Raw genomic sequence first — 23,929 nt, forward strand, 5'->3', positions numbered from 1 at the left:
AAAATGACAGAACCCATCCTGACCCTGACGGGCATATCCAAGAGCTTTCCCGGCGTAAGAGCGCTGCACAATGTGTCGCTCGAACTCTTTCCCGGACAGGTTACGGCGCTGATCGGCGAGAACGGCGCGGGCAAGTCGACGCTGGTCAAAACCATGACCGGCATCTACCAGCCCGACGAAGGCGAAATTCGCGTCAAAGGGCAGGTCGTGACCCTGCCGACGGCGATTTCGGCGACCCATGCCGGCATCACCGCCATCCACCAGGAAACGGTTCTGTTCGACGAGCTTTCGGTGGCCGAGAATATCTATCTCGGACATGCGCCGCGCAATCGCTTCGGCATGATCGACTGGAAGACCATGAAGAACGAGGCGCAGAAGACGCTCGATTCCATGGCTGCCGGGATCGACGCCAGCACGCCGCTCAAGGAACTGGGCATCGCCAAGAAGCACCTCGTGGCTGTGGCCCGGGCGCTGAGTGTCGATGCGCAGGTCGTGATCATGGACGAGCCGACCGCCGCGTTGAGCCAGAAGGAAATCGAGGAGCTTTATGTGCTCGTCGAGCTCCTCAAGGCAGAGGGCAAGGCTATCCTCTTCATCTCGCACAAGTTCGACGAAATCTACCGCATCTGCGACCGCTTCACCGTGTTCCGCGATGGCGAAATGGTGGGCAAGGGTTTCATCAAGGAGACCCCGGAGAACGAGATCGTCAAGCTCATGGTCGGTCGTTCCGTTGACCACATCTTCCCCGCACGCACCGCCACGATTGGCGAGACCGTGCTTAAGGTGACGGGGCTGAGCCACCCGACCGAATTCGAGGATATTTCCTTCGAGGTCCGCAAGGGCGAGATCCTGGGCTTTTACGGTCTTGTTGGCGCCGGGCGCTCCGAGGTCATGCAGGCGGTGTTCGGCATGACGCAGATTGCTTCGGGCACGATGGTGCTCGATGGCAAGACGATCACGCCGAAATCTGCAGCGGATGCCGTCGAGGCGGGCATTGTCTATGTGCCGGAAGAGCGCGGCAAGCAGGGTGTCATTACCGGCGAGCCGATCTTCAAGAACGTGTCGCTGCCGAGCATCGACAAGACCAGCGCCAAGGGCTTTATCCGCATGGCGGAAGAGTTCAAGCTGGCGCGGACCTATACCGAGCGTTTGGATCTGCGCGCTTCTTCGCTCAGCCAGAACGTGTCGACCCTGTCGGGTGGCAACCAGCAGAAGGTTGTCATCGCCAAGTGGCTGGCGACGCTGCCCAAGGTCATCATCCTCGATGAGCCGACCAAGGGCATCGACATCGGCTCGAAAGCGGCGGTGCATGAATTCATGGGCGAGCTCGTGTCCCAGGGCCTGAGCGTCATCATGGTCTCGTCGGAACTGCCGGAAATCCTCGGCATGAGTGACCGCGTGGTCGTCATGCGCGAAGGGCACATCATCGAGACCCTCGAAAACAAGAATCTGCAGCCCGAGACGCTGGTGCGTCTGGCGGCTGGTATTGCCAAGGAGAAGGCGGCATGAACCGGCTTCTGAAAACCCGCGAACTCTGGCTGGCGCTGGGCATTCTGGCCGTCATCGTGCTGGTGACGCTGCGCTTCCCGCGCTTCTCGCAGCCGGTCAACCTGCTGACGATTTTCAACGACACGTCCATTTTGATGATGCTGGCGCTGGGCCAGATGGCCGTCATCCTGACGCGCTCCATCGACCTTTCGATGGCGTCTAACCTGGCGCTGACCGGCATGATCGTCGCCATGATCAATGCGGCGGCGCCTGGCGTGCCGATCCCGCTGCTGATTGCCGGCTCGGTGGTGATCGGCTCGGCACTGGGTGCCTTCAATGGCATTCTCGTCTGGAAGCTCGATATTCCGCCGATCGTCGTGACGCTCGGCACGCTGACCATTTTCCGTGGGCTGGTCTTTGTCATTTCGGGCGGCGCATGGGTCAATGCGGCGCAGATGAGCCAGGAGTTCATCCAGCTTCAGCGCGGCACCTTCATTGGCCTGCCGATCCTGAGCTGGTTCGCCATTGTTGTTGCAACGCTCGTCTATCTCCTGATGACGCGCACCGCAGCTGGCCGCGCGTTCTACGCCATCGGCGTCAATCCGACTGCCGCCGTCTATACCGGCATCAATGTGGGCCGCACAAAGTTCCTGGCCTTCGTTCTGGCGGGCGCCATTGCCGGGCTCTGCGGCTATCTCTGGATTTCGCGCTATGTGATTGCATCGGTGGAAGTCGCCGGGGGCTATGAACTGACCATCGTTGCTGCTTGCGTCATTGGCGGCGTGTCGATTGCCGGTGGCATCGGTACCGTGGCGGGGGCGTTGCTCGGCGCGCTGTTCCTCGGCGTCGTCAACAATGCCCTGCCGGTGATCGGCGTTTCGCCCTTCTGGCAGATGGCCATCTCCGGCGCCGCCATCCTGATCGCCGTGGTGCTCAATGGCCGCAGCGAACGGACCAAGGGCCGCATTATCTTGAAGAAGGCAGAAGCCGCATGACCGATACGACCGCAACCGGCCGCCATCTTCCCGATCGGCTCGACAATCCCGTCAAATCCGCCGTCCTGAGCTGGGAGAGCCTGCTGGTTCTCGTGGCCCTGGCCATCTTCATCGCCAATTCCTTCGCCTCGCCCTACTTCCTCAATGAGTGGAGCCTGAGCGATATGACGTTCAACTTCACAGAAAAGGCGCTGATCGCACTGGCAATGGCGCTGGTCATCATCACTGGTGAAATCGATCTGTCGGTGGCGTCAATTATTGCACTGGCTTCGACGATGATGGGTCTGGCATTGCAGGCCGGGGCGGATACGCCTGTGCTTGTGGCGGTGGGGATCGGTGTCGGTGTGCTCTGCGGTGCCTTCAACGGCTTCCTCATCACAGGGCTAAAACTGCCCTCGATCGTCGTCACCATCGGTACGATGAGCCTCTTCCGCGGCATTGCCTATATCGTCCTCGGCGACCAGAGCTTTAAGGGCTATCCCGCGAGCTTTTCGTGGTTCGGCCAGGGCTACGTGTTCTGGGTGATCTCGTTCGAACTGGTGCTGTTCCTCGTCTGCGCGCTGATCTTCTATGTCGTGCTGCACCACACCAATTTCGGTCGCCGCGTCTTTGCCATCGGCAATAATGCGACCGCTGCGCGCTTCTCGGGTGTGCGCGTCGATCGCATCAAGTTCGTGCTGTTCTGCCTGACCGGGTTGATGAGCGGCATCGCCGCGGTGCTGTTGACGGCGCGTCTGGGTTCGACCCGCCCGTCGATCGCCGAGGGCTTTGAGCTTGAAGCGGTGACCATGGTGGTTCTGGGCGGCGTGTCGATCCTTGGCGGCTCCGGCACTATCATAGGCGTCGTGCTGGCCGCACTGATAATGGGTCTTGTGACCTTCGGGCTGGGCCTGCTCAACGTGCCTGGGATCGTGATGTCGATCTTCATCGGTTCGCTGCTGATCGTCGTGATCGCGCTGCCGATCCTGTTCCGCATGTGGAGGCAAAGAAAAGCATGATCACCGACGACGGCTACGAAAAGCACGCCTTCAAGATGCATCTCAATCCCGGCATGACGGCCGAATACAAGAAGCGTCATGACGAGATTTTTCCCGAGCTAGTCGATCTGCTGCACGACGCCGGGGTGAAGGACTATTCCATTCACCTCGACGAAGAGACCAACACGCTGTTCGGCGTGCTCTGGCGCCGCAAGGATCACACGATGGGTGATCTGCCGAACACGGACGTCATGAAGCGCTGGTGGGCCCATATGGCCGACATCATGGCGACCAATGAGAAGAACGAGCCGATCTCGGTGGACCTGCTGCCGGTGTTCTGGATGAAGTGAAGGAAAGGCCCCCGATAGGGGCCTTTTCCGCTTTAGTGCATCCCTGCTGGCGTATGCGCCCGGCGTACGGCGCGGGCCATGAGCCAGACCGCGAGGACCACGAAGGGCGCTGCGATCGACAGCGTCATCGTCTTTTCCCAATGCAGTTCTTCCAAAGGCCCGGCGAGCAGATAGCTCAGGATGCCGAGGAGATAGTAGCTGATGGCGATGGTTGAGAGACCCTCCACCGTCCGCTGCAGCAGGAACTGGCTGCGCGCCGTCTGCGCGATGCTGTCGAGCACGGCGGCGTTCTGCACCTGCATGTCGACCCCGATCCGCACATCGAGGAGGCCAATGGCGCGTTCGATCTTGTCCGATACGACGGCGAGGCGCTTTTCCATCGCGGCGCAGGTGGCAAGGCCTGGATCGACGCGATTGCCGATATAGTGCGTCAGCGTCGAGCCGCGGGCAGTCGAGTTTTCGCGCAGGTTGGCGAGGCGCATGCGCAGGATTTCGCCGTAGGCCTGGCCGGCGGCGAAACGATAGCCGAGGCGTTCCGACAGCTGGCCCGAGCGCACCGACATGGTGTGGAGCGCGCCGAGCGACTGCTGTACGGCAGCGGGCGTCGTGGCGGCCGAGAGGCTTTCGACGAGCGCCGTCAGATCGAGTTCGATGCTGCGCAGATCGCCCGCGACTTCGCGCGCCAGCGGCAGGCCGAGAAGGGCCATGGTGCGATAGGTTTCGACTTCGAGCAGGCGCCGGACGACGATCGAGCGGCGGAGCGTGGTGAGGCGACCGGCGGCGAGTTCGAAGCGGGTGAAGCGGTCGGCATCGGGCACGAAATCGGTCGCCACCTGGCCATTGCCGTTCTCGATATCGGCAAGGCAGAGGCTCGGGAGGTTGAAGCCGGGCACCAGCTTGTCGGGCACGGTGCCATCGGCCGTAACGTCGATCCGCATGGCGCCGATGAGTTGAGCCTCGGCGAGCGCGGCAAAGCCGATGTCGTCGGGCCAGTTCTCCCAATCGTCGAGGCCGCTGCGCCAGGTGAGGGTGACGAATTCGGTATGGAATTCCCAGGTGACGTGGTGGCGCGGCGTCTCAAAACTGTATTGGCGGCTGGCAAGCGTCGGAACGGGATGGCCCGCTTCGATGCAGAACGTTTCGAAGGCATGGAAGACGCGCATCATGGCGCCGGAGATGGCGGGCATGACGAAGACAAGGCGGCGCAGGCGGCAGGCTTCGGGCACGATCTCGACGGGGCGGGCATGCACCTCGGCCATGATGGCTTGCCGATAGGGGTGGTCGACGGGGAGCGGCGCGGCCATGGGTACCTCTGGGAGCTTTTCTGGCTCCATTGGTGGCGCGCCACCCCGATTTGACAATGAGACGTTAGCGCACGCTACTTTGGTCGAAGGGCTCTACTTGGCCACCTCGCTGCGCCAGCTGTATTGGGGCGAATAGCCGAGGAGGCGCTTTGCCTTCTCGATCGACAGCAGCGTGCCATTGGTGGGGATATTGCCCTTCTGCGGCACGTCGGGGAACACTTCGGCGAGGAGCGAAATGTTGGACCGGGTCATGACCGAGTCGGCATTGGCGATGATGAAGGCTTCAAAACCCTTGAAATCGGCCTGGATGGACCGGCGCACGGCCTGGGCGCCGTCGCGGGCGTCGATATAGGCCCAAAGATTCCATTTGCGGCTGCGCGGATCGCTGTCGAATTTAGGGAAGGCGGCGTAGTCCTCGGGGTACATGACGTTGGAGAAGCGCAGGGCCACCATGCGCAGCTCCGGATCCCAGCGGCAGAATTGGGCGGCCATGGTTTCGTCGAGCAGCTTTCCCAGCGAATAGGCGCTTTCCGGGCGCGGGAAATATTCCTCGTCGACCGGCGCATAGGGCGGGGGCGTGTCGAAGGGCAGGCCGAGCACGGTTTCGCTCGAGGCGAAGACGACGTTCTTGATCTTGGCGAGCCGCGTAGCCTCGAAGACGTTGTAGGTCGTCGTCACATTGTTGGCAAAAGTCTTGGCATTGGCGGCAAGGCCCGGCGCGGGAATGGCGGCGAGGTGCACCACGGCATCGAAGGGGCCGCCGCGCTCATCCACGCCACCGAGAATGGCTGATGCGACCTCGCCGAAATTGGTGAGATCGATCCTGACCGAGCGGCAGATCGGTTCGGAAAGCGCCTGCTGGTCGATGTTGAGCACATCGTAGCCATGGGTCACGAGATCGCGCAGCACGGCACGGCCAAGCTTGCCGCTGCCACCGGTCACCAGCACCTTTTTCATCCGAACCTCCTCATTTTCCACGCTGATTTCGTGGTTGTCCGGCTTCTAGCCTAAGCCCGAACAACGCTTCTGCCAACCGCGGAAGGCCGATTTCCGGCGGTTAACGGGAGATGAATGCGGCTCTCAGCACGGGTTCAAAGGGCAGGGCTCATAACACCGCCACGCTCGATGCAAGGACATCGAAATATCAGGCGGTCCGCGAGGGGCGGATGCCGAACCAAACTGGAGAAACAAAATGCTCAAGATCACCACGCTTGCCGTTCTCGCCGGCCTCGTCACCGCTGCTTCGGTCCTGCCCAGCTTCGCCCAGGTTGCTTTCGTTCCCGGCAGCAACCAGCGCTATCCGCAGCCCGGTTCCGGCCAGGAATATGATTGTTCTGCTGCCATGGGTCATATGCGCAGCGTCAAGCAGGCCGACATTCTTGCCATCAACGGCAACCGTGTCGCCCTGCTTCCTGTCTGCGAAGACCTGACAGTGCGCGGCAAGAACGTCTATGGCCCGCTCTTCGTCAACGGCAACGTCAACCACCTGCGCGTGCCGATTGCCCGCAATGCCACGCTCATGGCCGCCCTGACGGCCAAGGGCTACGACCAGAACGATGTCGTCTCGCTCCGTCACGGCGCCAATGACAGCATCATCCTTTACGTGCACCAGCGCGACATGAACTGATCGGGCCTGACTGCCCGACTGTATCCGAGCCGCACCCGAGGGTGCGGCTCTTTCAAATCCAAACCAACCCAAAACCCAAGCGTCACGGCCGATGCCAAGCATCCGCCGCCCAAACCTGAGATCATCAAAAATGCTGAAATTTGCTACCCTCACCCTGCTCGCCGGTGTCCTCACTGCAACCACCGTTCTGCCCAGCACTGCTGCCGTGATGCGGCCGCGCCCCCCGGCCGTCGAGACGAGCTCGGGGAGTACGCCCGAGTGCTCTGCTGCGATGGGTCATATGCGCAGCGTCAAGCAGGCCGACATCGCCGCTATCCACGGCCAGGATGTCGTGCTGCTGCCGGTCTGCGAGGAACTCGCCATCTATGGTCGCAATGGCTACGGCTCGTTGTTTGTCGAAGGCAATGTCAATCACCTGCGTCAGCCCATCGCCCACTCGGCGACGCTGATGGCCGCCCTGACGGCCAAGGGCTACGACCAGAACGACGTTGTCTCGCTCCGCCAGGGCGGGAATGACAGCATCATTCTCTATGTCTACCAGCGTGACACGCGCTGAGCCGATTTCTTGCTGATGAACCGAGCCTGAACGCACCCATCAGGGTGAGTTCAAGCCGGTTCAGGCAAGGTGCTTTCAAGATGAAACGCCCTGAGGGACACTGAAATGAACAAGTCACAGGAAAAGGTTCTGGTCGCAGCGCTCTGTGGCCTTGTCGTTACCGCCGCCGCCGGCTTTGCCGTGCAGCCTGCCATGGCTGCCGGCTACCAGGTCGAACAACTGGCGCGGGTCAGCAATGTCGCTCATTGGGACCAACTGAACGTGCGCAAGTGGCCGGCCAGCTACTCGCAGAAAATCGGCGCTCTCCAACCCGACACTCCGGTTTGGGTAGAACGCTGCATCACCGTCCCGAAAAGCGCCGATTGGTGCCTTGTCGACCGCCAGAACACCCGCGGCTGGGTCAACTCGCGCTACCTGACCCTGGTCGATGGCTGGGACATCTGAGCTTTCGCGCCGTTTGCCCGGCGCGCCTCTTTAGTAACCGCGTACCTCCTACCCATGCATGTTGACTTTTCCGGCTCTGCACTGTTCCTCAGGGACAGTCAGGGCCGGAGTTTTCTTACATGGATGCCAATCCCGTTCTCGCCGAGGCCGTCCGCGGCAACTGGGTGGAAAACCGCCATCGCGGCGCCTTTGTGGTGATCGACGCGACTGGGCAGGTGATCGCTTCAGCGGGCGACATCGAGCGTCCGGTTTTTCCGCGTTCGGCGGTCAAGTCCATGCAGGCCCTGGCGATCTTCGACCGGCATGCGGCCGAGCGCTTTCATCATTCGAGCGAAGAACTGGCACTGGCTTGTGCCTCCCATCATGGTGAGGACGACCACGTGACCAATGTTGCCAACTTTCTTGGCCGCATGGGGCTGTCGGTGGCCAATCTCGAATGTGGTGCCCATCAGCCGACCAATGGGGCGGCGCGCGAGGCGCTGCGGGAGCGGCATGAGGAGCCGAGTGCGCTTCATAACAATTGCTCCGGAAAACATGCGGGCATGTTGAGCGTGGCGCTCGCCATGGGCGTGCCGACAACAGACTATGTGAAACGCGAGCACGACGTGCAGCGCGCCGTGCGGGCGGCGGTGGAGCTGGTGATCGGCGAGGGGCTGACGGAAGATCGTTGCGGCACCGATGGCTGTTCCATTCCCACCTGGGCGGCGCCGATTCGGGCCTGGGCGCAGGGTTTTGCGCGCATGGCGACAGGGCAGGGGCTCGATGCTGGACATGCGGCCGGCGCGCGGGCGCTGTTCGATGCGGCAACCAAGCATCCGCATCTCGTCGCCGGGACGGGGCATCTTGATACGCTGGTGATGGAGGCCTTTGGCGGCCGCATCATGCAGAAAGGTGGGGCGGAAGGCGTGCAATGCGGCGCCATTCGCAACAAGGGCTGGGGCTATGCGCTCAAATGCGACGACGGCAATATGGCAGCGAGCCAGGCCATGGTCGCGGCGCTGCTGCTGAAATTTGCCGATCCGGATGAGACGCAGCGCGCGGTGTTGGAACAGTTCTCGCGGCAGCCGACGCTGAATGTGCGCAAGACTGTGGTGGGGGAAGTCAGGGCGGTGCTGTAGGTAGGAGAGGGGACGGCTTTGCGCCTCTCTTTCCACCGCGTCATTCCCGCGAAAGCGGGAATCTCCTTGAACAGAAACAGAGATTCCCGCTTTCGCGGGAATGACACCGTGTTTTTGAAGGGTCTAGGGACCCTTTGCCCCTAGCGAATGGTGACGTGCGGATAGCGATCGGCGACGGCGCGGAGGTCGGTTTCGGCGACTTCGGTCCATTTGAGGCCGACGATTTCGCCGACGCTGGGCTCATGCACCATGTTGTCGGCGATGAGCACCTTGCCGGCGCCTTCGGCGACTGAAACGCCGATGCCGATATTGCTGGCATAGACGACATTGCTGGTGATGACCACGGAGCGCATAAAACTGCCGAAACCGGCGGCGATGGCGACGCCCGGGACATTTTCGACCACATTGCCGGTGACGGCGACCTCGGCCTCGACATAGATGCCGACGGGGACTGTGTCTGGGTTCACTTCAGATTTCGACGAAATGTTCCGCACGATATTGCCCGAGCAGACGGCGAGGTGCCCGTTGCTGTCGAGATTGGTGATGGAAATGCCGGTGGCGGCGCCATCGACCACGTTGTCGGCGATGATCGAGCCGGAAAAGCCGAACTCGGAGAAGATCGCGACCTCGCCGCAGGTGCGGCAGATGTTGCCGGTCACCTGGCAGTTTTTCGTGGTGTTGAGGCGCACGGCGGTGAAGGCGCAATCGGAAATGTGGTTGTCGGCGACGACGACTTCGTCGGCGAGATAGACATTGATCCCATTGCCGTTCTGGCCATTGCCGCCCTGGCGCCAGTCGATCTTGCTGATGCGGTTGTTGACGAGGATAGAGCCATCCGGCCCCGCCTCGTTGCGCCAGATGCGGATGCCGGCATTGCCGCAGCCGGAGATCGTGTTGCCGCTGGCGAGGAGACCGGTGCTGTCGAGGGAATGGATGGCGGCGTCGCCGTGGTTCTCGAAATCGCAATCGCGAATGGTCGCGCTGCTTTCAAAGAGCGACAGGGCGATGCCGGGGCTTTCGGAAAAACGGCAGCGTTCGATTGTGACATTTTCGGCGGCCTGGACGCCAAAGAGCGGATCGCTGCCGCTATCGCCGGTAAAACCAATATCGCGGAGGACGAGGCCGGATTGATGCAGGAAGCCGCCAATGGCGGTGCCCGAGGCGACGAGCCAGGTGGCACCCGGCACCCCTTCGACCACGAGATTGGCCGGGAAATTGATGTTGCTGACGCGAAAGCGGCCGGCGGGCAGGGTCAGGCGCCCGCTAGCGCCATCGAGCGCAGCCTGCAGCGCCGCGCTCTGGTCGGCATCGCTGTCTGGCGTGAGGTCGGCGGTCTGCGCCTTTGCCGCCACGGGCAGGCCGACGGCGAGGCCGGCGAGACCGGCGAGGGCATGACGACGGGTGATCTGGATTTTCTGGCGCATGGTCTCATTCTGCCAGCTTTGGCGCGTGGGGCGAGCAAAACCCAAAGACGTGGTGAACGGCTTTGGCTATAACGGGCAAGACTTTAGAAGACCAAAGAGGTGACTACATGCTCGTGGACGGCAAGATCTATCTCGGCACGAGCACGCGGCCGGAATATCTCAGCCTCAAATATGGCAATCGCCATGGGCTCGTGACTGGCGCCACGGGTACGGGCAAGACGGTAACCCTGCAGGCGCTGGCCGAAGGCTTTGCGGCAGCGGGCGTGCCGGTCTTTGCGGCCGATATCAAGGGCGATCTCTCGGGCGTTGCCAAGGGCCAGCCGATCCAGGAATGGCAGACCAAGCGCGCCGAGGATATCGGCTTTGCCGATTACATCAATGACGCCTTCCCGGTGGTTTTCTGGGATCTTTTCGGCAAGCAGGGCCATCCGGTTCGCGCCACGATTTCCGAAATGGGGCCGGTGCTGCTGAGCCGCATCCTCGATCTCAACGACACGCAGGAAGGTGTGCTCAACATCGCCTTCCGCCTGGCCGACGAGGAAGGGCTGCTGCTCCTCGACCTCAAGGACCTGCGCTCGATGCTGGTCAGCATCCAGGAGCGCTCCAAGGAAGTCTCCGCGCGCTATGGCAATGTGACGACGGCCTCGGTTGGTGCTATTCAGCGCGCGCTTCTGGTGCTGGAACAGCAGGGCGCAGACAACTTCTTTGGCGAACGGGCGCTGGAAATTGCCGACCTGATGCGCGTCGATACGGATGGTCGTGGGTTCATCTCGATTCTGGCGGCAGACCAGCTGATGAAGTCGCCGCGGCTCTATTCGACCTTCCTCCTCTGGCTGCTTTCGGAACTCTTCGAGCAGCTGCCGGAAGTCGGCGATCCCGACAAACCGAAAATGGTGTTCTTCTTCGATGAAGCGCATCTGTTGTTTGATGACGCGCCCAAGGCGCTGATCGACAAGGTGGAGCAGGTTGTAAAGCTGATCCGCTCGAAGGGTGTCGGCGTCTACTTCGTGACGCAGAACCCGATCGATATTCCCGAAGCCGTGCTGGCGCAGCTTTCCAACCGCGTGCAGCACGCTTTGCGCGCCTATACGCCGCGCGAGCAGAAGGCGGTCAAAGTGGCGGCGGAAACCTTCCGCCCCAATCCGGATTTTTCGACCGAAGAGGTCATCACCCAATTGGGGATCGGTGAAGCGCTGGTTTCGGTGCTGGAGGACAAGGGCATTCCGTCCATGGTCGGCCGCACGCTGATCCGGCCGCCTTCCGCACAAGTGGGGCCGCTCAATCCGGCCGAGCGCGATGCGACCATGGCCAACTCGCCGGTGGGCGGGCTCTATGACAGCGTTAGCGATCGTGAATCGGCCTTTGAAATTCTGGAGCGCCGGACGCGCGATCGGCAATTGGCCGAGGAGCGGGCCAAGTATGACGAGGCAGACCGCGTCGCCGCCGAGCGGCAGGCCCGCGAAGAACGCGCGAGCCAGCCACGCCGCACATCGACCCGGCAGACGCCTGCCGAGGCGGCGATGAATTCCTTTGCGCGGACCGTGGCCAACAAGCTGGGCAATGCCATCGTGCGCGGCATCCTGGGCAGCATGAAGGGTCGATGAGCATGGCGGTTATCGGCATTTTCGCCTCGGACAAGGGGCCGGGTGATCCGGAACGGGCGAGCCTGATGAGCCAGACGGGGACGCTTTTTGCCCGCCGCGGCGCGCAGCTTCTTTGCCTATGGGAAAATGGTACGGGACCGCTGCCGCTGATGACCGCGGCAAAGACGGCGGGCGGAACCGTGTCAGTTCTGGCCGATGCCGATGCGGCTTTGCCGCCGACGCTTTCGGGTGTTCCGGTGCGTGTCGTAGAGGATCGTGGCGCGCGCCATGCCCTGTTTGCCGAGGAGGCGCAGGTGCTGGTGGCGCTGCCGGGTTCGTTGGCTTCGACGTCGGCCTTGTTCGGGAGCTGGGCGTCCAGGCAGGGGCAGGCCAAGCCCGTCGTCATGCTCAATCGCCACCGGGCCTTCGAGGTGGTGAAGGGTTTTGCCGGTGACGTGCTGTCGCATTCGGTGGCGGGCTATGACCGGAATGTGCAGTTTGCGGATTCGGTCGAGGACCTTTGGAACAAGGTTAGCTGGGTGCTGGAGCAGAAGCGGTAGGTTTCTGCAGCGGAGGCGAAATCCATCCGCGGTCGTCACCACTGGGCTTGTCCCGGTGGTCCCCAGCCGAGGCGAGATGGATTGCCGGGACAAGCCCGGCAATGACGATGGAGTCAGAAGGACCATGTTAGGCTGTGGCGTGGCCTAAGCCAGCGGTTCCAGCCCCGGGTGCATGGGCTTGCGGCGGTCGGGGAAGAGCGGCACGACATTGTCGGTGGCGCGGCGCGTCGGGTGCGGTTGTGGCTTGGAGAGAGGCACGCGATCGCGGCGTTCGGGGCCGCGATAGCCCGAGCCCAGAAGGCCGACGACGCTGCGATTGATCAGGCGGGCTTGCACGCGCTGCAGCAGGTGGCGCGGCGACATGGGTTTTACCAGCACTTCATCAATGCCAGCGCTGATCGCCTGATGGCGCATCGGCGGAGTGATGCTGCGGGTGAGGGCGATGACGGGCAGTTCGCGGCTGACGAAGCGCGGGTCGAGGCGGATGGCTTCGACCATTTCATAGGCCGGGCGGCCCTCACGATCGAAATCGACGACCAGCATGTCGAGAGGAGCGATTCGCATATAGGCGAAGAGCTCGGCTTCGCTCTCAAAGGGGCGCACGCGCAGGCGCGTATCACCGGCCAAAACCATGGTCAGCACAGACGTAAGCGCAGGATTGGCCGCCAGAATGGCGACCGTTTTCGGCCGTGACGTCAACGCATCCCCCCTTGTGGTAAATAGAGCGTTAACATGGGTTCGCGGATGTTTGAAGCTGGGGATTCCACCAAGTCGCGGATAATCTTGGGAAAAGTTAATCCCACCGGGCAAAACGAAACCCGCCGGCGCTTTGCACCGGCGGGCTTGGTCTAGCGTTTCGCGTCAGCGAAAAATTACGCGGTGGCTTCTTCGAACAGCAGCTCGACGTGTTCCCAGTTCACCAGGTTATCGAACCAGGCTTCGAGGTACTTCGGGCGGGCATTGCGGTAGTCGATGTAATAGGAGTGCTCCCACACGTCGACGCCGAGGATCGGCTTGCCGCCATAGACCAGCGGCGATTCGCCATTGGCGGTCTTGGAGATTTCGAGCTTGCCGTTCTTGACCGAGACCCAGGCCCAGCCCGAACCGAACTGGGTGGTGCCGGCAGCGATGAAATCGGCGCGCAGCTTGTCAAAACCACCGAGGTCGGAATCAACGGCAGCCTGCAGCTTGGCGGGGAGCTTGTTGCCGCCGCCATTGGGCTTCATCCAGTTCCAGAAGTGGACGTGGTTGTAGTGCTGGCCGGCATTGTTGAACAGGCCAGCATTCTTGCCGAAGCTTTCCTTGACGATGTCTTCGAGCGGCAGGATTTCGAGGCCCGAACCTTCCAGCAGCTTTTCGCCATTGGTGACGTAAGCCTGGTGGTGCTTGTCGTGGTGGAACTCAAGCGTCTCTTTCGACATGTAGGGGCCCAGTGCGTCGTAAGCATAGGGCAGGGGCGGCAGGGTAAACTTGGTGGACATGGTAGCCTCCGTTTCTGGAAAGGGATGACGCTCGGTCAAAACCGGAACTGGTGAGAAGGTATAGGCAGATTGGCTTGGCGCAACAATGACGCAGGAGAAACTAACCGTCTAATCCTGCTGACTTTATTGCAAAGGCGTAGCACTGGGCTGTTTCCTTGAGGCGATCGAAGCGACCCGAGGCCCCGCCGTGGCCGGCCCCCATATTGGTCTTGAGATACAATGGCGCATCCCCTGTCGCGGTTGCCCGGAGTTTTGCGACCCACTTGGCCGGCTCCCAATAGGTGACGCGCGGATCGGTGAGACCGGCAAGGGCGAAGATCGGCGGATAGTTTTGCGCCGACACCGCTTCATACGGCGCATAGGCTGCGATGCGGGCATAGTCCTCGGCCGAGGTGATGGGATTGCCCCATTCGGGCCACTCGGGCGGGGTGAGCGGCAATGTGTCGTCGAGCATGGTGTTGAGCACGTCGACGAAGGGTACCTGGGCGATGACGCCGGCCCAGAGATCGGGGCGAAGATTGGCGATGGCGCCCATCAGCATGCCGCCGGCCGAACCGCCCTGGGCGACGATTTTGCCTTTTTGCGTGTAACCACCCGATATCAGCGCCTCACCGGCGGCGATGAAGTCAGAAAAAGTGTTGGTCTTGAATTCGCGACGGCCGTTCTTGTACCAGGCATAGCCCTTGTCCATGCCGCCGCGGATATGGGCGATGGCATAGACGAAGCCGCGATCGACGAGGGACAGGACCGAAACCGAGAAGCTGGCCGGCATGGACATGCCATAGGCGCCATAGCCGTAGAGCAAGGCCGGGTTGGAGCCGTCGAGCTTGGTGCCCTTCTTGTAGAGCAGCGTGACGGGCACTTCGGCGCCATCGGCGGCCTTGGCGAAGATGCGGTGGGTTTCGTATTGCGCGGGATCGTGGCCGGAGGGGACCTCCTGCGTTTTTAGAAGGGTGCGAGCGCCGGTTGCGAGATCGACGTCGAAAACCTGGTTTGGCGTTGTCGGCGAGGAATAGGAGAGACGGAAGACGGTGGTGTCGAATTCGTAGCCGACCGACATCCCCAGCGCGTAAGCCTCTTCCTCGAAACGCACCGTGTCTTCCTTGCCGGTGCTCAGGTCGCGAACGACGATGCGCGGCAATCCATCCTGGCGTTCGAGGCGCAGGAGATGGTTCTTGATGACAATGGTATCGAGCACCAGCACGCCGGGGCGGTGGGGGATGAGGTCGGTCCAGTTTTCGGCACCGGGATTGTCGAGCGGGGCGGTGACGACCTTGTAGTCCTCGGCGCCATCGGCATTGGTGCGGATATAGAGAAGGCCGTCGCGCTCCTCGACGTCGTATTCGCGGTCGGTGAGGCGGGGGGAGACCACGCGGGGTTCGCCGCCCTTTTCGGCGTCGATCAAATAGACTTCCGAGGTCTGGTGATCGTGCGCGTCGATGATGATGAACTTGTCGTTCTGCGTCTTGCCCACGCCGACGAAAAAGCCGGGGTCGCTCTCTTCATAGATGATCGGATCGGCGGATTGCTCGGTGCCGATATCGTGGCGGCGCACGCGATAGGGGCGGTGGTTGTCGTCATACTCGGTGTAGTAGATGGCGCTGGAGTCATTGGACCAGACATAGGAACCGGCCGTGTCCTTGATGATTTCGGGGCTATCGACGCCGGTTTCGAGATCGCGCACGACGATGTCGTAATATTCCGAGCCGGCGCGGTCGGCGGCCCAGGCGAGATAGCGGTGGCTCATGTCGTGATCGGCGCCGGCAAAGCCGAAATAGTCCTCGCCCGCTTCCACATTGCAGTCGAGCAGTACGGCTTCGGTGCCACCCTTGCGCGGAGTGCGGACGACCTGCGGGTACTGCTTGCCCTCGAGCATGCGCGAATTATAGGCCCAGGGACCATCGGGCGAGGGGACGCCAGAGTCGTCCTCTTTGATGCGGCCGCGTATTTCCTTGTAGATCTTGTCCTGCAACTCGGCAGTCGGCTTGCCGAACTGGTCTTCGTAATAGGTGTTTTCCGCGTCGAGATAGGCCCGGATTTCGTTGTCGAGCGTTTCCGGGCTCTGCATCACCTCCTGCCAGTTTTCCGCGCGCAGCCACGCCCAGGGGTCTTCACGGGTCACGCCGTGATGGGTGTGGCTATGGGGCACGCGCTTGGCTTTGGGAGGAGTTGCTTGGCTCATCGTCTTTCCGCAGTTTCTGAAGGTGCGGAGTTTTACGGCCGCAAAATGGGTCACAAGGACATAGGCCGCGCGGCGCGCGATTGCCAGACCCCCGAAGCCTTTGCAGATATCCGCAACTATCGACAGCCTCGGTCCGATTTGGCTTGTCCTCGGGGGCGCCATGGTTAAGGTTCTGTCACGAAACCGAAGATCGACTGGCACACTGGGGAGGGGCTGAGTGGGGCTGTCCTTGGACGCAAGTATTGCCCTCGTGGCCTTGGCGCCGTTCCTTGCGGCAATTCTGGCGCCGTTTATTCATCGTCTTGCCGGCAGCTATTCCGCGTGGATTTTGGCCATCGTGCCTGCCGGCATTGTCATGCTGCTGATCAGGCTGGCCGAGCCGGTCATTGCGGGCGGGACGATTGCCGCCGCCATCGACTGGGTGCCGTCCTATGGGCTGACGCTGGCGTTTTTCCTTGATGGGCTGAGCCTGGTCTTTGCGCTGACCATTGCCAGCATCGGCGCGCTGATCGTGCTCTATTCCGGAGCCTATCTGAAGGGGCATCCGCACCAGGGGCGGTTTCTGGCCTATCTCCTGGCCTTCATGGGCTCGATGCTGGGCCTGGTGCTGGCCGACAATATGCTGGCGCTTTTCATGTTCTGGGAGGCGACGTCGATCACCTCCTTCCTGCTGATCGGCTTTGACCACAATCGGCAGGCGGCGCGACGTGGCGCGATCCAGGCGCTGGTGATCACCAATATTGGCGGCATGTGCCTGCTGGTTGGCGCCATCACTGCCCAGAATCTGTCCGGGACCTGGCTGCTCAGCGAATTGCGCGGGCTTGAGGGCGTGCTGAAAGACTCGGTGCTTTACGGGCTGGTGCTGGCGCTGTTCATCGGTGCAGCCTTCAGCAAGTCGGCGCAGTTTCCGCTGCATTTCTGGCTGCCCAATGCCATGGAGGCACCAACGCCGGTTTCGGCCTTCTTGCACTCGGCGACCATGGTGCAGGCCGGTGTGTATCTTCTGGCGCGCATGACGCCGGTTTTGGGCGGGACAACAGTCTGGACTGGTCTGCTGGTCGCGTTTGGCGGCGTGACGCTGATCTGGGGCGCGCTGGGCGCGCTCAAGGAGACCGATCTCAAGCAGATCCTGGCGCAGACGACGATTGCCTCGCTGGGCTTGCTCGTGCTGCTGATCGGGCTTGGCAGCGAGGCGGCGATTGCGGCCATGCTGGTCTATTTCGTGGCGCATGCCTGCTACAAGGCGGGGCTTTTCATGGTGGCCGGCGCGGTCGACCACGAGGCGGGGACGCGCGACATCACGGCGCTTGGCGGGCTGGCCGACAAGATGCCGGTAACCTTCATCGGGGCGGCGCTGGCGGCGCTGTCCATGGTGGGCCTGCCGCTGACCGTGGGCTATTTCGCCAAGGAAGAAATGTACCTGGCGCTGGTCGGTGGCGACTGGTTGATGCTTGTCGTGCTGGCTGTGCTGGTCATCGGCAATGCCCTCCTGGCGGGCGTGGCGCTGATCGTGATGATACGGCCGTTTCTCGGCGACGCGCTGCCGACGCCGAAGTCAGCGCATGAAGCCCCGGTTGCCATGCTGGCAGGGCCCATCCTCCTGGGCGGCGCGGGGGTGGTGGCTGGTCTTTTGCCCGATTGGCTGGGCCATGACGTGCTGGCGCCGGGCGCGACGGCCATTCTGGGGCATGCGGTCGAGCCGCATCTCAAGCTCGCACTTGATCTGGCGAGTCCCCTGATCTGGCTGTCGGCACTGACCTGGTTGCTCGGCATTGTGGTGTTCCGGCAGGCTCATGCGATCCGCACCGTCTTGCGGCGCCTGAGTGCTGGTCTGGGCTGGAGCGCGGATACGGTTTTCGATGCCGTCATGTTCGGCCTTATCCGCTTTGCCGCGACGGTGACGCGGGCGCTGCATCACGGCAAGCTGGAATTCTACCTCGTAGTGGTCTTCGTCGCGCTGGCTGTGGCGCTGTTCTGGCCCATGCTGGCGCTGGGGGGCTTTGACTGGATCGTGCCGACGGCCGAACTGGGCGACTGGTCCAAGCGCCTGGTTCTGCCCGAACTCCGTCCCTACGAATGGGGCGTGGTGCTGTTGGCGGTGCTGGGGCTTTTGGCGGTGCTGATTGCGCAGAGCCGGCTCATCGCCATTCTCTCGCTCGGCATTCAGGGCACGGCTTTGGCGCTGATCTTCCTGCTCTTCGGTGCGCCGGACCTGGCCTTCACCCAGCTCATGGTGGAAGTGCTCTCGGTGGTGATCCTGACTATCGTCATGACCAATCTTCGGCTCGACGCCAGGGATCACCGGCCGTTTGAGGATTGGGCGCGCGACGGCACGCTGGCCGTGGTCTGCGGCGCCGGGGTGAGCCTGCTGCTCATGCTGGTGCTGACGGGAACGCTCGATACGCGGCTCTCGGATTTCTTTACCGCGACCAGCGTGCCGATCGCCCATGGCGCCAATATCGTCAACGTCATTCTCGTCGACTATCGCGGCTTTGATACGCTGGGCGAAATCTCGGTGGTCATGGGTGCGGGCATTGCCATTCTGGCGCTGCTGCGGCGCCGGAAGAGAGCGGAGGGTGCAGGGCCATGAACACCGTCATTTTCCGCACGGCGGCGCCGCTGATCGTTGCGACCATGCTGGTCTTTTCCGTCTATGTTTGCCTGCGCGGCCATAATGAGCCGGGCGGCGGCTTCATTGGCGGGCTGATCGCCGCGGCCTCCATTGCCGTTTTCGGCATGGCTTCTGGCGTGCCGGCAGTGCGGCGGGCGCTGAAGGTGGATCCACTGGCCATTGCTGGTTTTGGTGTGTTGCTGGCCGGTTTTTCGGGGCTGCTGAGCCTTTTCATCCACGCGCCCTTCATGACCTCGATCTGGCTATACCTGGAGCTGGGCGACACCACGGTGCCGCTCTCGACGCCGATGTTCTTTGATATCGGGGTCTATTTCGTCGTCTTCGGCACGCTCTCGGCCATTGCTCTGGCGCTTGAGAGCGATCACGAGGAGGACCTGTGATGGATTATGTCCTTGCCGCCCTGGTGGGGGTCTTCGTTTCGCTCGGCATCTATCTGCTGCTATCGCGCTCGGTGATCCGGATGCTGATCGGCATGACGGTGCTGGGCAATGGCGTCAACCTGCTGATCTTCACGGCGGGGCGGGTGACGCGCGAAGTCGCGCCTATCGTGCCGGCGGGGCTCGATACGCCGGCGGGCCCAATCGCCAATCCGCTGCCGCAGGCACTGATCCTCACGGCCATCGTCATCGGCTTTTCCATGTTCAGCTTCTTGTTGGTGCTGGCCTTCCGCGCCTACAAAAGCCTCGATGCTGATAACACCGACACCATGCGCCTGGCCGAGCCGGAAAATGCGCCCCAGCCGCCGTTGAGCTACTGACCATGACCGAATTGCCTCAGGCCATGATCGAAACTGCAACTCTCGCTGCCGACTGGGTGCTGGTGCTGCCCATCGTGCTGGCACTCTTGGGCGCGGCGGCGCTACTGGTCGTGCGGCGCAGCAATAATCTGCCGGTGCTGGGCGCTGTGCTTGTCATTGTCGCCATCATTGCCTGCGAGATCAGCCTGCTGCTGCGCGTGGTGAGCGAAGGGCCGCTCAGCATGACTATGGGCAAGTGGCTGCCGCCTTTCGGTATCAGCCTGACGGCCGATCTCTTCGGCGCGGCCTTTGCACTGGCGGCGTCGGTTGTGACGCTGGTGGTCGTGCTCTATGCCGAAATCGACCGGGAGGGGAATGACGGCCGGGATGGCTTTCATTCCATGGTCCTGCTGCTTTTGGCGGGCGTCACCGGATCGTTCCTGACCGGCGATCTCTTCAATCTCTACGTCTGGTTCGAGGTCATGCTGATCGCCTCGTTTGGGCTGATCGTGTCGGGTGGCAGCCCGCTGCAGCTCGATGGCGCGGTGAAATATGGTTTCCTCAATTTCCTCGCAACGACGCTGTTCCTCTTGGCGCTTGGCCTGACCTATGGCCTGCTTGGCACGCTCAACATGGCCGATATCATGCGCGTGGCGCCCGAAGCCAATCGGGCCGCCATGACAGGGATCGCGGCGCTGCTGCTGCTTGCCTTTGGCATGAAGGCGGCGGCTTTTCCGGTCAATGCCTGGCTGCCGGCCTCCTATCACACGCCGACGCCGGCGGTTTCGGCGCTGTTTGCGGGCCTCCTTACCAAGGTTGGCGCCTACGCTCTCTTGCGCTCGCTCGTGGCTATCCTGCCTGACAGCCGCGATGTGCTGGAACCGGTTCTTGCCGTGCTGGCGATTGCGACGCTGGTTATCGCGCCGCTTGGCGCTATCGCCGAAACGCATCTGCGCCGGGCAGTGGGCTTTTTCGTCATTGGTGGCATCGGGGCGATCCTGGCCGGCCTGTCGCTGCCCAATGTCATCGGCATTGCCGGGGCGGGCATTTACATTTTCCACGCCATCCTCGCCATGACGGCGCTTTACATGGTCGTGGGGCTGGTTGAGGCACGGACTGGAGCCAGCGACACGCGGCAGATGGGCGGGCTCTATGCCGCCAGTGCGCCGCTTTCGATCCTGTTCTTCGTGCTTATTCTGGCCGTTGCGGGCGTGCCGCCCTTCCTCGGTTTCTGGCCCAAATTGCTGTTGCTCGAAGCGGGCGTGGTCGATGCCGAATTGGGCTGGGTGGGTAGTGCAATGGTCGTCGCATTGGTGATCAATGCCGTCCTGACCCTGATCGCCGGGACGCGGCTCTGGTCCCATATATTCTGGCGCAATGGGCCCGAGGGCCTACCGGCTTCGGGTGAGCCGATGGCGCTGGTCGCGCCGACGCCACGCATGCGGTTGGCCTTCGGCGCGGTCAGCGTGCTGGTGCTGGGCGTGGTGCTGATAGGGCTCTGGCCCAATCCGCTGATCGAGGTGGGGCAACGGGCCGCGGCCGATATTGTCGACCCCAGTCGCTATGTCGAGGCGGTTGGTCTGGCAGGAGTTGAACCATGAGCGGTGCTTTTCTTGTGGTCATTCTGGCCCTTGGCTGGGCCGGCATAACCGGCAATTTTTCCGGCCTGAACCTGCTCTTCGGCGGCCTTGTCGGGGGCGGGGCTCTGCTGATCCTGCGCTATTCGATCCGCCAGCAAGGTGCGTTAGGCAGGGCGGGCAGGGTTCTGTCGCTGATCGGGCTCTTTCTCTATGAACTGATGATCAGCGCCATCAATGTGGCGCTGATCGTGCTGCACCCCAATCTCAAATCGGCCCTGAAGCCGGCCATTGTGGCGGTGCCACTGACGGTCAAGTCTGACGCCGAAATCACGCTCCTTGCCAATATGATCACGCTGACGCCCGGCACGCTGACCGTGGACGTGGCCGAGGATCGTTCGGTGCTCTATGTCCACGTCCTCGCCATGGAGAGCGACACGGCCCTGATCGCCGGTATCGCCAATGGCTTTGAAGCAAAGATCAAGGAGGTGTTCCAGTGAGTGCAGCTGCCTTTGTCGATCTGTCGAGCCTGATCGCCCTGATTCTCTTGGGGGGCGCCCTGCTTGTTTCCATCATCCGCATCGTCATCGGCCCGACTTTGCCCGACCGCGTGCTGGCGCTGGACCTGATGACCGTGGTCGCCATGGGTTTTATCGGCGCCATCGCGGTGCGCACCGGGCTGATGCTCTATCTCGACATTGCCATTGCCCTGGCGCTGCTGGGCTTTCTCGCGACCGTGGCCCTCGCTCGCTATATTTTGCGGCGGGGCCTCAAGACCGATGCCACCGCAATGGAGGCGCAATCATGATCGGCGATATCGCACTCTGCCTTGGAGGCGTGCTGCTGATTCTGGGGGCGATTTTCACGCTTCTCGCCGCCGTCGGTGTCGTCCGCTTGCCTGATCTCTACACGCGGATGCATGCCGCCTCCAAGGCAGGCGCTGTTGGCGGTGGATTGGTTCTGCTCGCCGTCGCCATGGTCAGCATGGATGCTGCAGTGGTTTTGCGCGCAGTTATCGGTGTGATTTTCGTGCTTTTGACTACGCCCGTGTCTGCGCATCTCCTTGCCCGCGCTAGTTATATTGCGGGTTATCATGCTGGGGAAAGTACGCTGCGTGACGATCTGAAGACACGATTGGAACAAAGTTCTGGATCATGAATAATCGGTAATGCATCCAATTAATTGGATTAGCGGCAGTTGCCTGCGGCAGTAAACAGACTTAGGAATGCAGCAAGGCCGTGACTGCCCCTGTTGCTGCCCAATAAAAAATTACGGAAGGTTAGATCATGAACGACAATACCGCTCCGGCGGATGTGGGTGAGTTTGATCTCGTCGAACTCAGTGCCGATATCGTCTCAGCATATGTAAGCCACAACGCCGTGAGCCCCTCGGACCTGACGCGGCTGATCGCCGATGTACATGGTGCCCTGCGCGCGCTGCGAAGCAATGAAGTACCCGCAGTGGTCGAGGATCTGAAGCCGGCCGTGCCGGTCCGCAAGTCCGTTGCTGCCGACTACATCATCTGCCTGGAAGACGGGAAGAAGTTCAAGTCGCTCAAGCGCCACCTGCGCACGCACTACAACCTCTCGCCCGAGGAATATCGTGAGAAGTGGGGTCTGCCTGCAGACTATCCCATGGTTGCCCCGAACTACTCGGCGACGCGCTCCAAGCTCGCCAAGGACAACGGTCTCGGCCGCAAGGCTGGCTGATCTCGCATAGCGGCGGCCGATTCGGAGGGACCGGATCGAACGCTCTAACTTCCTCATACTGCCTCGCAATTGACCAGCGCACTTTGGTGCCGGGCCTTGCGATGCATCAAAAAGCTGGTCCCCCTGCTTTGCGGCCGCCTTCGGGCGGCCGCAGTGTTTTCAGGGCTTCCTCTGGGGCCTTCGTCAAAATATTCGCAAACTTATCCCCGGGGTGGACAACCTCTGTCAGGTTGTAGGAATATTATCCTATATCTGGTGGAGGACGACCGTGCGAATCGAAACCCTTCATGGCAATGGGCGCCCCGAACGTCCGTTGCGCATGCGCGAGGATGCGGGGCTTGCCCAAGTTCTTGCCCTGATCTCGCGAGAGAAAAACACCCCTATCCGGTTGCTGGTGCACGTTTCTCGCTGCCAGGCGGATACGGCACGGGCGCGGCAGCTGGCCATGTATCTCGCCCATGTCTCCAAGGGCATCAGCCTGACGGCCATTGGCGCGGCCTTCGGGCGAGATAGGACAACAGTCTCCTATGCCTGCAGCCTGATTGAAGACCTGCGCGATGACGCCAAGTTCGATGCCGAACTGGACCGGCTCGAAACACTGCTTGTGGCGGGAGGCGAACATGAGTGAGGGCTTGCCGGAGGCCGTTGGCCGCCTGGCGGCAGGGCGGCGGGATAGTGCCCCTTTTCTGCTGCCCCATCACGTCGAGGCCGCGCGCCGCCTGGCTCATACCTTCGAGCGCGCCCGCCTGCGCCAGCGTGTGACCATGTCTTATGACCCGACGCGCACCGGCGGACGGAGCAGCGGCAGCCCGGTTCAGGGTGAGCTTTCAGCCAGTGCCGCCGATGCACGAAAACGATTGGCGGATATTGCGGCGATGATGCCGGCCGATTGCTGGGCCGTTCTATTCGACATCTGCGGGCTCGATCGGGGCTTGCAGGACGTCGAACTCGAGCGCGACTGGCCGCGACGCGGCGGCAAGCTGGTGCTGCGCATCGCCCTCTCTCATCTCGCTGACCACTATGGACTCCAAGCGGAAGCGCGGGGGCGCGATGCGCAAAGGCAGCGGCACTGGCTGCCCGAGCGGGCGCCGATGTTTCCGCCGGCAGAGGCTTCTTAACGATGTAAGGTTCTGTAATGTTTTCCGAGGCGGCACGCGTGATATTGGAGGCGTGCCGCAATCATCAT

26 protein-coding genes are annotated in these 23,929 nt (G+C 62.1%); 20 read left to right on the forward strand and 6 right to left on the reverse strand.

The genetic code is table 11. The features are described 5' to 3' along the window. Positions 1-3 precede the first annotated feature (3 nt). The 4 genes from ACSQ2A_RS01955 to rhaM are packed head-to-tail and all read left to right on the forward strand — an operon-like array spanning position 4 to position 3,810. Complete coding sequence (locus ACSQ2A_RS01955) at positions 4-1,509, forward strand: sugar ABC transporter ATP-binding protein (RefSeq protein ID WP_436070858.1); 1,506 nt, start codon at positions 4-6, stop codon at positions 1,507-1,509. Continuing rightward, the gene (locus ACSQ2A_RS01960) at positions 1,506-2,483 is read left to right on the forward strand and encodes an ABC transporter permease (RefSeq protein ID WP_436070859.1); all 978 of its coding nucleotides are present in this window, start codon (positions 1,506-1,508) and stop codon (positions 2,481-2,483) included. The genes ACSQ2A_RS01955 and ACSQ2A_RS01960 overlap by 4 nt, the downstream gene beginning before the upstream one ends. Next, positions 2,480-3,481, forward strand: a complete 1,002-nt coding sequence (locus tag ACSQ2A_RS01965; protein WP_436070860.1) for an ABC transporter permease — start codon at positions 2,480-2,482, stop codon at positions 3,479-3,481. The genes ACSQ2A_RS01960 and ACSQ2A_RS01965 overlap by 4 nt, the downstream gene beginning before the upstream one ends. Further along, positions 3,478-3,810 (forward strand): L-rhamnose mutarotase, encoded by a 333-nt coding sequence (rhaM, locus tag ACSQ2A_RS01970; protein ID WP_295410811.1) that lies wholly within the window; start codon positions 3,478-3,480, stop codon positions 3,808-3,810. The genes ACSQ2A_RS01965 and rhaM overlap by 4 nt, the downstream gene beginning before the upstream one ends. A gap of 32 nt (positions 3,811-3,842) precedes the next feature. Here the strand turns inward: rhaM and ACSQ2A_RS01975 are convergent, their stop codons facing one another. Both ACSQ2A_RS01975 and ACSQ2A_RS01980 read right to left on the reverse strand, forming a co-directional pair. After that, positions 3,843-5,114 (reverse strand): DUF3422 family protein, encoded by a 1,272-nt coding sequence (locus tag ACSQ2A_RS01975; RefSeq protein ID WP_436070861.1) that lies wholly within the window; start codon positions 5,112-5,114, stop codon positions 3,843-3,845. 93 nt (positions 5,115-5,207) lie between these two features. Further along, on the reverse strand, positions 5,208-6,071 hold the full coding sequence (locus ACSQ2A_RS01980) for an NAD-dependent epimerase/dehydratase family protein (RefSeq protein WP_295410815.1): 864 nt from the start codon (positions 6,069-6,071) through the stop codon (positions 5,208-5,210). Positions 6,072-6,306: 235 nt separating this feature from the next. Between ACSQ2A_RS01980 and ACSQ2A_RS01985 the strand changes: the two genes are divergently transcribed. From ACSQ2A_RS01985 to ACSQ2A_RS02000, 4 genes are all read left to right on the forward strand, one after another. Continuing rightward, entirely contained in the window at positions 6,307-6,741 is a 435-nt protein-coding gene (locus ACSQ2A_RS01985) for a hypothetical protein (RefSeq protein WP_295410817.1), read from the forward strand. Between the two features lie 130 nt (positions 6,742-6,871). Beyond that, positions 6,872-7,297, forward strand: coding sequence for a hypothetical protein (locus tag ACSQ2A_RS01990; protein ID WP_436070862.1), 426 nt, complete (start codon positions 6,872-6,874; stop codon positions 7,295-7,297). A 105-nt stretch (positions 7,298-7,402) separates the two neighbouring features. After that, entirely contained in the window at positions 7,403-7,741 is a 339-nt protein-coding gene (locus ACSQ2A_RS01995; RefSeq protein WP_295410821.1) for an SH3 domain-containing protein, read from the forward strand. Between the two features lie 119 nt (positions 7,742-7,860). Continuing rightward, positions 7,861-8,859, forward strand: coding sequence for an asparaginase (locus ACSQ2A_RS02000; RefSeq protein ID WP_436070863.1), 999 nt, complete (start codon positions 7,861-7,863; stop codon positions 8,857-8,859). Between the two features lie 140 nt (positions 8,860-8,999). Here the strand turns inward: ACSQ2A_RS02000 and ACSQ2A_RS02005 are convergent, their stop codons facing one another. Continuing rightward, positions 9,000-10,283, reverse strand: a complete 1,284-nt coding sequence (locus tag ACSQ2A_RS02005) for a TIGR03808 family TAT-translocated repetitive protein (RefSeq protein WP_436070864.1) — start codon at positions 10,281-10,283, stop codon at positions 9,000-9,002. Positions 10,284-10,390: 107 nt separating this feature from the next. Between ACSQ2A_RS02005 and ACSQ2A_RS02010 the strand changes: the two genes are divergently transcribed. After that, on the forward strand, positions 10,391-11,887 hold the full coding sequence (locus tag ACSQ2A_RS02010; RefSeq protein ID WP_436070865.1) for a helicase HerA-like domain-containing protein: 1,497 nt from the start codon (positions 10,391-10,393) through the stop codon (positions 11,885-11,887). Next, on the forward strand, positions 11,884-12,426 hold the full coding sequence (locus tag ACSQ2A_RS02015) for a hypothetical protein (RefSeq protein WP_436070866.1): 543 nt from the start codon (positions 11,884-11,886) through the stop codon (positions 12,424-12,426). The genes ACSQ2A_RS02010 and ACSQ2A_RS02015 overlap by 4 nt, the downstream gene beginning before the upstream one ends. A gap of 144 nt (positions 12,427-12,570) precedes the next feature. Here ACSQ2A_RS02015 and ACSQ2A_RS02020 read toward each other — a convergent pair whose 3' ends face one another. The 3 genes from ACSQ2A_RS02020 to ACSQ2A_RS02030 all read right to left on the reverse strand — a co-directional run bounded on the left by ACSQ2A_RS02020 (position 12,571) and on the right by ACSQ2A_RS02030 (position 16,089). After that, entirely contained in the window at positions 12,571-13,125 is a 555-nt protein-coding gene (locus ACSQ2A_RS02020; protein ID WP_295410831.1) for a response regulator, read from the reverse strand. Positions 13,126-13,298: 173 nt separating this feature from the next. Then, positions 13,299-13,907 carry a superoxide dismutase gene (locus tag ACSQ2A_RS02025; RefSeq protein WP_436070867.1) on the reverse strand — a complete coding sequence of 203 codons (609 nt, stop codon included), beginning with the start codon at positions 13,905-13,907 and terminating at the stop codon, positions 13,299-13,301. A 100-nt stretch (positions 13,908-14,007) separates the two neighbouring features. Further along, the gene (locus tag ACSQ2A_RS02030) at positions 14,008-16,089 is read right to left on the reverse strand and encodes a S9 family peptidase (RefSeq protein WP_436070868.1); all 2,082 of its coding nucleotides are present in this window, start codon (positions 16,087-16,089) and stop codon (positions 14,008-14,010) included. 229 nt (positions 16,090-16,318) lie between these two features. Between ACSQ2A_RS02030 and mbhE the strand changes: the two genes are divergently transcribed. From mbhE to ACSQ2A_RS02080, 10 genes are all read left to right on the forward strand, one after another. Continuing rightward, the gene (mbhE, locus tag ACSQ2A_RS02035) at positions 16,319-18,679 is read left to right on the forward strand and encodes a hydrogen gas-evolving membrane-bound hydrogenase subunit E (protein WP_436070869.1); all 2,361 of its coding nucleotides are present in this window, start codon (positions 16,319-16,321) and stop codon (positions 18,677-18,679) included. Continuing rightward, positions 18,676-19,101, forward strand: a complete 426-nt coding sequence (locus tag ACSQ2A_RS02040) for an MnhB domain-containing protein (RefSeq protein WP_436070870.1) — start codon at positions 18,676-18,678, stop codon at positions 19,099-19,101. The genes mbhE and ACSQ2A_RS02040 overlap by 4 nt, the downstream gene beginning before the upstream one ends. Then, positions 19,101-19,478: a Na+/H+ antiporter subunit C gene (locus tag ACSQ2A_RS02045; protein WP_436070871.1), complete on the forward strand. Its 378-nt coding sequence runs from the start codon at positions 19,101-19,103 to the stop codon at positions 19,476-19,478. Before ACSQ2A_RS02040 ends, ACSQ2A_RS02045 begins: the two co-directional genes overlap by 1 nt. Before the next feature lie 2 nt (positions 19,479-19,480). Beyond that, positions 19,481-21,058, forward strand: coding sequence for a proton-conducting transporter transmembrane domain-containing protein (locus ACSQ2A_RS02050; protein ID WP_436070872.1), 1,578 nt, complete (start codon positions 19,481-19,483; stop codon positions 21,056-21,058). Next, positions 21,055-21,534: a Na+/H+ antiporter subunit E gene (locus ACSQ2A_RS02055; protein WP_436070873.1), complete on the forward strand. Its 480-nt coding sequence runs from the start codon at positions 21,055-21,057 to the stop codon at positions 21,532-21,534. The genes ACSQ2A_RS02050 and ACSQ2A_RS02055 overlap by 4 nt, the downstream gene beginning before the upstream one ends. Beyond that, positions 21,531-21,842, forward strand: coding sequence for a cation:proton antiporter (locus ACSQ2A_RS02060; protein ID WP_436070874.1), 312 nt, complete (start codon positions 21,531-21,533; stop codon positions 21,840-21,842). The genes ACSQ2A_RS02055 and ACSQ2A_RS02060 overlap by 4 nt, the downstream gene beginning before the upstream one ends. Continuing rightward, positions 21,839-22,192, forward strand: coding sequence for a monovalent cation/H(+) antiporter subunit G (mnhG, locus tag ACSQ2A_RS02065; protein ID WP_295410847.1), 354 nt, complete (start codon positions 21,839-21,841; stop codon positions 22,190-22,192). Before ACSQ2A_RS02060 ends, mnhG begins: the two co-directional genes overlap by 4 nt. 128 nt (positions 22,193-22,320) lie before the next feature. After that, complete coding sequence (locus ACSQ2A_RS02070) at positions 22,321-22,743, forward strand: MucR family transcriptional regulator (protein ID WP_035086627.1); 423 nt, start codon at positions 22,321-22,323, stop codon at positions 22,741-22,743. A 268-nt stretch (positions 22,744-23,011) separates the two neighbouring features. Next, positions 23,012-23,371, forward strand: a complete 360-nt coding sequence (locus tag ACSQ2A_RS02075) for a helix-turn-helix domain-containing protein (protein ID WP_436070875.1) — start codon at positions 23,012-23,014, stop codon at positions 23,369-23,371. After that, positions 23,364-23,861 (forward strand): DUF6456 domain-containing protein, encoded by a 498-nt coding sequence (locus ACSQ2A_RS02080; protein WP_436070876.1) that lies wholly within the window; start codon positions 23,364-23,366, stop codon positions 23,859-23,861. The genes ACSQ2A_RS02075 and ACSQ2A_RS02080 overlap by 8 nt, the downstream gene beginning before the upstream one ends. Positions 23,862-23,929: the final 68 nt, after the last annotated feature.

This window comes from Devosia sp. LjRoot3 (genome assembly GCF_964252865.1).
Classification (GTDB): Bacteria; Pseudomonadota; Alphaproteobacteria; order Rhizobiales; family Devosiaceae; genus Devosia.

Excerpts from the sequence above, each read along its gene's own strand:
- ACSQ2A_RS01975 (WP_436070861.1), bottom strand. The coding sequence starts at position 5,114 with ATGGCCGCGCCGCTCCCCGTCGACCACCCCTATCGGCAAGCCATCATG.
- ACSQ2A_RS02050 (WP_436070872.1), top strand. The coding sequence starts at position 19,481 with ATGACCGAATTGCCTCAGGCCATGATCGAAACTGCAACTCTCGCTGCC.
- ACSQ2A_RS01985 (WP_295410817.1), top strand. The coding sequence starts at position 6,307 with ATGCTCAAGATCACCACGCTTGCCGTTCTCGCCGGCCTCGTCACCGCT.
- ACSQ2A_RS02070 (WP_035086627.1), top strand. The coding sequence starts at position 22,321 with ATGAACGACAATACCGCTCCGGCGGATGTGGGTGAGTTTGATCTCGTC.
- ACSQ2A_RS02055 (WP_436070873.1), top strand. The coding sequence starts at position 21,055 with ATGAGCGGTGCTTTTCTTGTGGTCATTCTGGCCCTTGGCTGGGCCGGC.
- ACSQ2A_RS02025 (WP_436070867.1), bottom strand. The coding sequence starts at position 13,907 with ATGTCCACCAAGTTTACCCTGCCGCCCCTGCCCTATGCTTACGACGCA.
- mnhG (WP_295410847.1), top strand. The coding sequence starts at position 21,839 with ATGATCGGCGATATCGCACTCTGCCTTGGAGGCGTGCTGCTGATTCTG.
- ACSQ2A_RS02010 (WP_436070865.1), top strand. The coding sequence starts at position 10,391 with ATGCTCGTGGACGGCAAGATCTATCTCGGCACGAGCACGCGGCCGGAA.
- ACSQ2A_RS02080 (WP_436070876.1), top strand. The coding sequence starts at position 23,364 with ATGAGTGAGGGCTTGCCGGAGGCCGTTGGCCGCCTGGCGGCAGGGCGG.
- ACSQ2A_RS02015 (WP_436070866.1), top strand. The coding sequence starts at position 11,884 with ATGAGCATGGCGGTTATCGGCATTTTCGCCTCGGACAAGGGGCCGGGT.
- ACSQ2A_RS02000 (WP_436070863.1), top strand. The coding sequence starts at position 7,861 with ATGGATGCCAATCCCGTTCTCGCCGAGGCCGTCCGCGGCAACTGGGTG.
- ACSQ2A_RS01965 (WP_436070860.1), top strand. The coding sequence starts at position 2,480 with ATGACCGATACGACCGCAACCGGCCGCCATCTTCCCGATCGGCTCGAC.
- ACSQ2A_RS01995 (WP_295410821.1), top strand. The coding sequence starts at position 7,403 with ATGAACAAGTCACAGGAAAAGGTTCTGGTCGCAGCGCTCTGTGGCCTT.
- ACSQ2A_RS02005 (WP_436070864.1), bottom strand. The coding sequence starts at position 10,283 with ATGCGCCAGAAAATCCAGATCACCCGTCGTCATGCCCTCGCCGGTCTC.
- ACSQ2A_RS01960 (WP_436070859.1), top strand. The coding sequence starts at position 1,506 with ATGAACCGGCTTCTGAAAACCCGCGAACTCTGGCTGGCGCTGGGCATT.
- ACSQ2A_RS01990 (WP_436070862.1), top strand. The coding sequence starts at position 6,872 with ATGCTGAAATTTGCTACCCTCACCCTGCTCGCCGGTGTCCTCACTGCA.
- ACSQ2A_RS01980 (WP_295410815.1), bottom strand. The coding sequence starts at position 6,071 with ATGAAAAAGGTGCTGGTGACCGGTGGCAGCGGCAAGCTTGGCCGTGCC.
- ACSQ2A_RS02040 (WP_436070870.1), top strand. The coding sequence starts at position 18,676 with ATGAACACCGTCATTTTCCGCACGGCGGCGCCGCTGATCGTTGCGACC.
- ACSQ2A_RS02030 (WP_436070868.1), bottom strand. The coding sequence starts at position 16,089 with ATGAGCCAAGCAACTCCTCCCAAAGCCAAGCGCGTGCCCCATAGCCAC.
- rhaM (WP_295410811.1), top strand. The coding sequence starts at position 3,478 with ATGATCACCGACGACGGCTACGAAAAGCACGCCTTCAAGATGCATCTC.
- ACSQ2A_RS02045 (WP_436070871.1), top strand. The coding sequence starts at position 19,101 with ATGGATTATGTCCTTGCCGCCCTGGTGGGGGTCTTCGTTTCGCTCGGC.
- ACSQ2A_RS01955 (WP_436070858.1), top strand. The coding sequence starts at position 4 with ATGACAGAACCCATCCTGACCCTGACGGGCATATCCAAGAGCTTTCCC.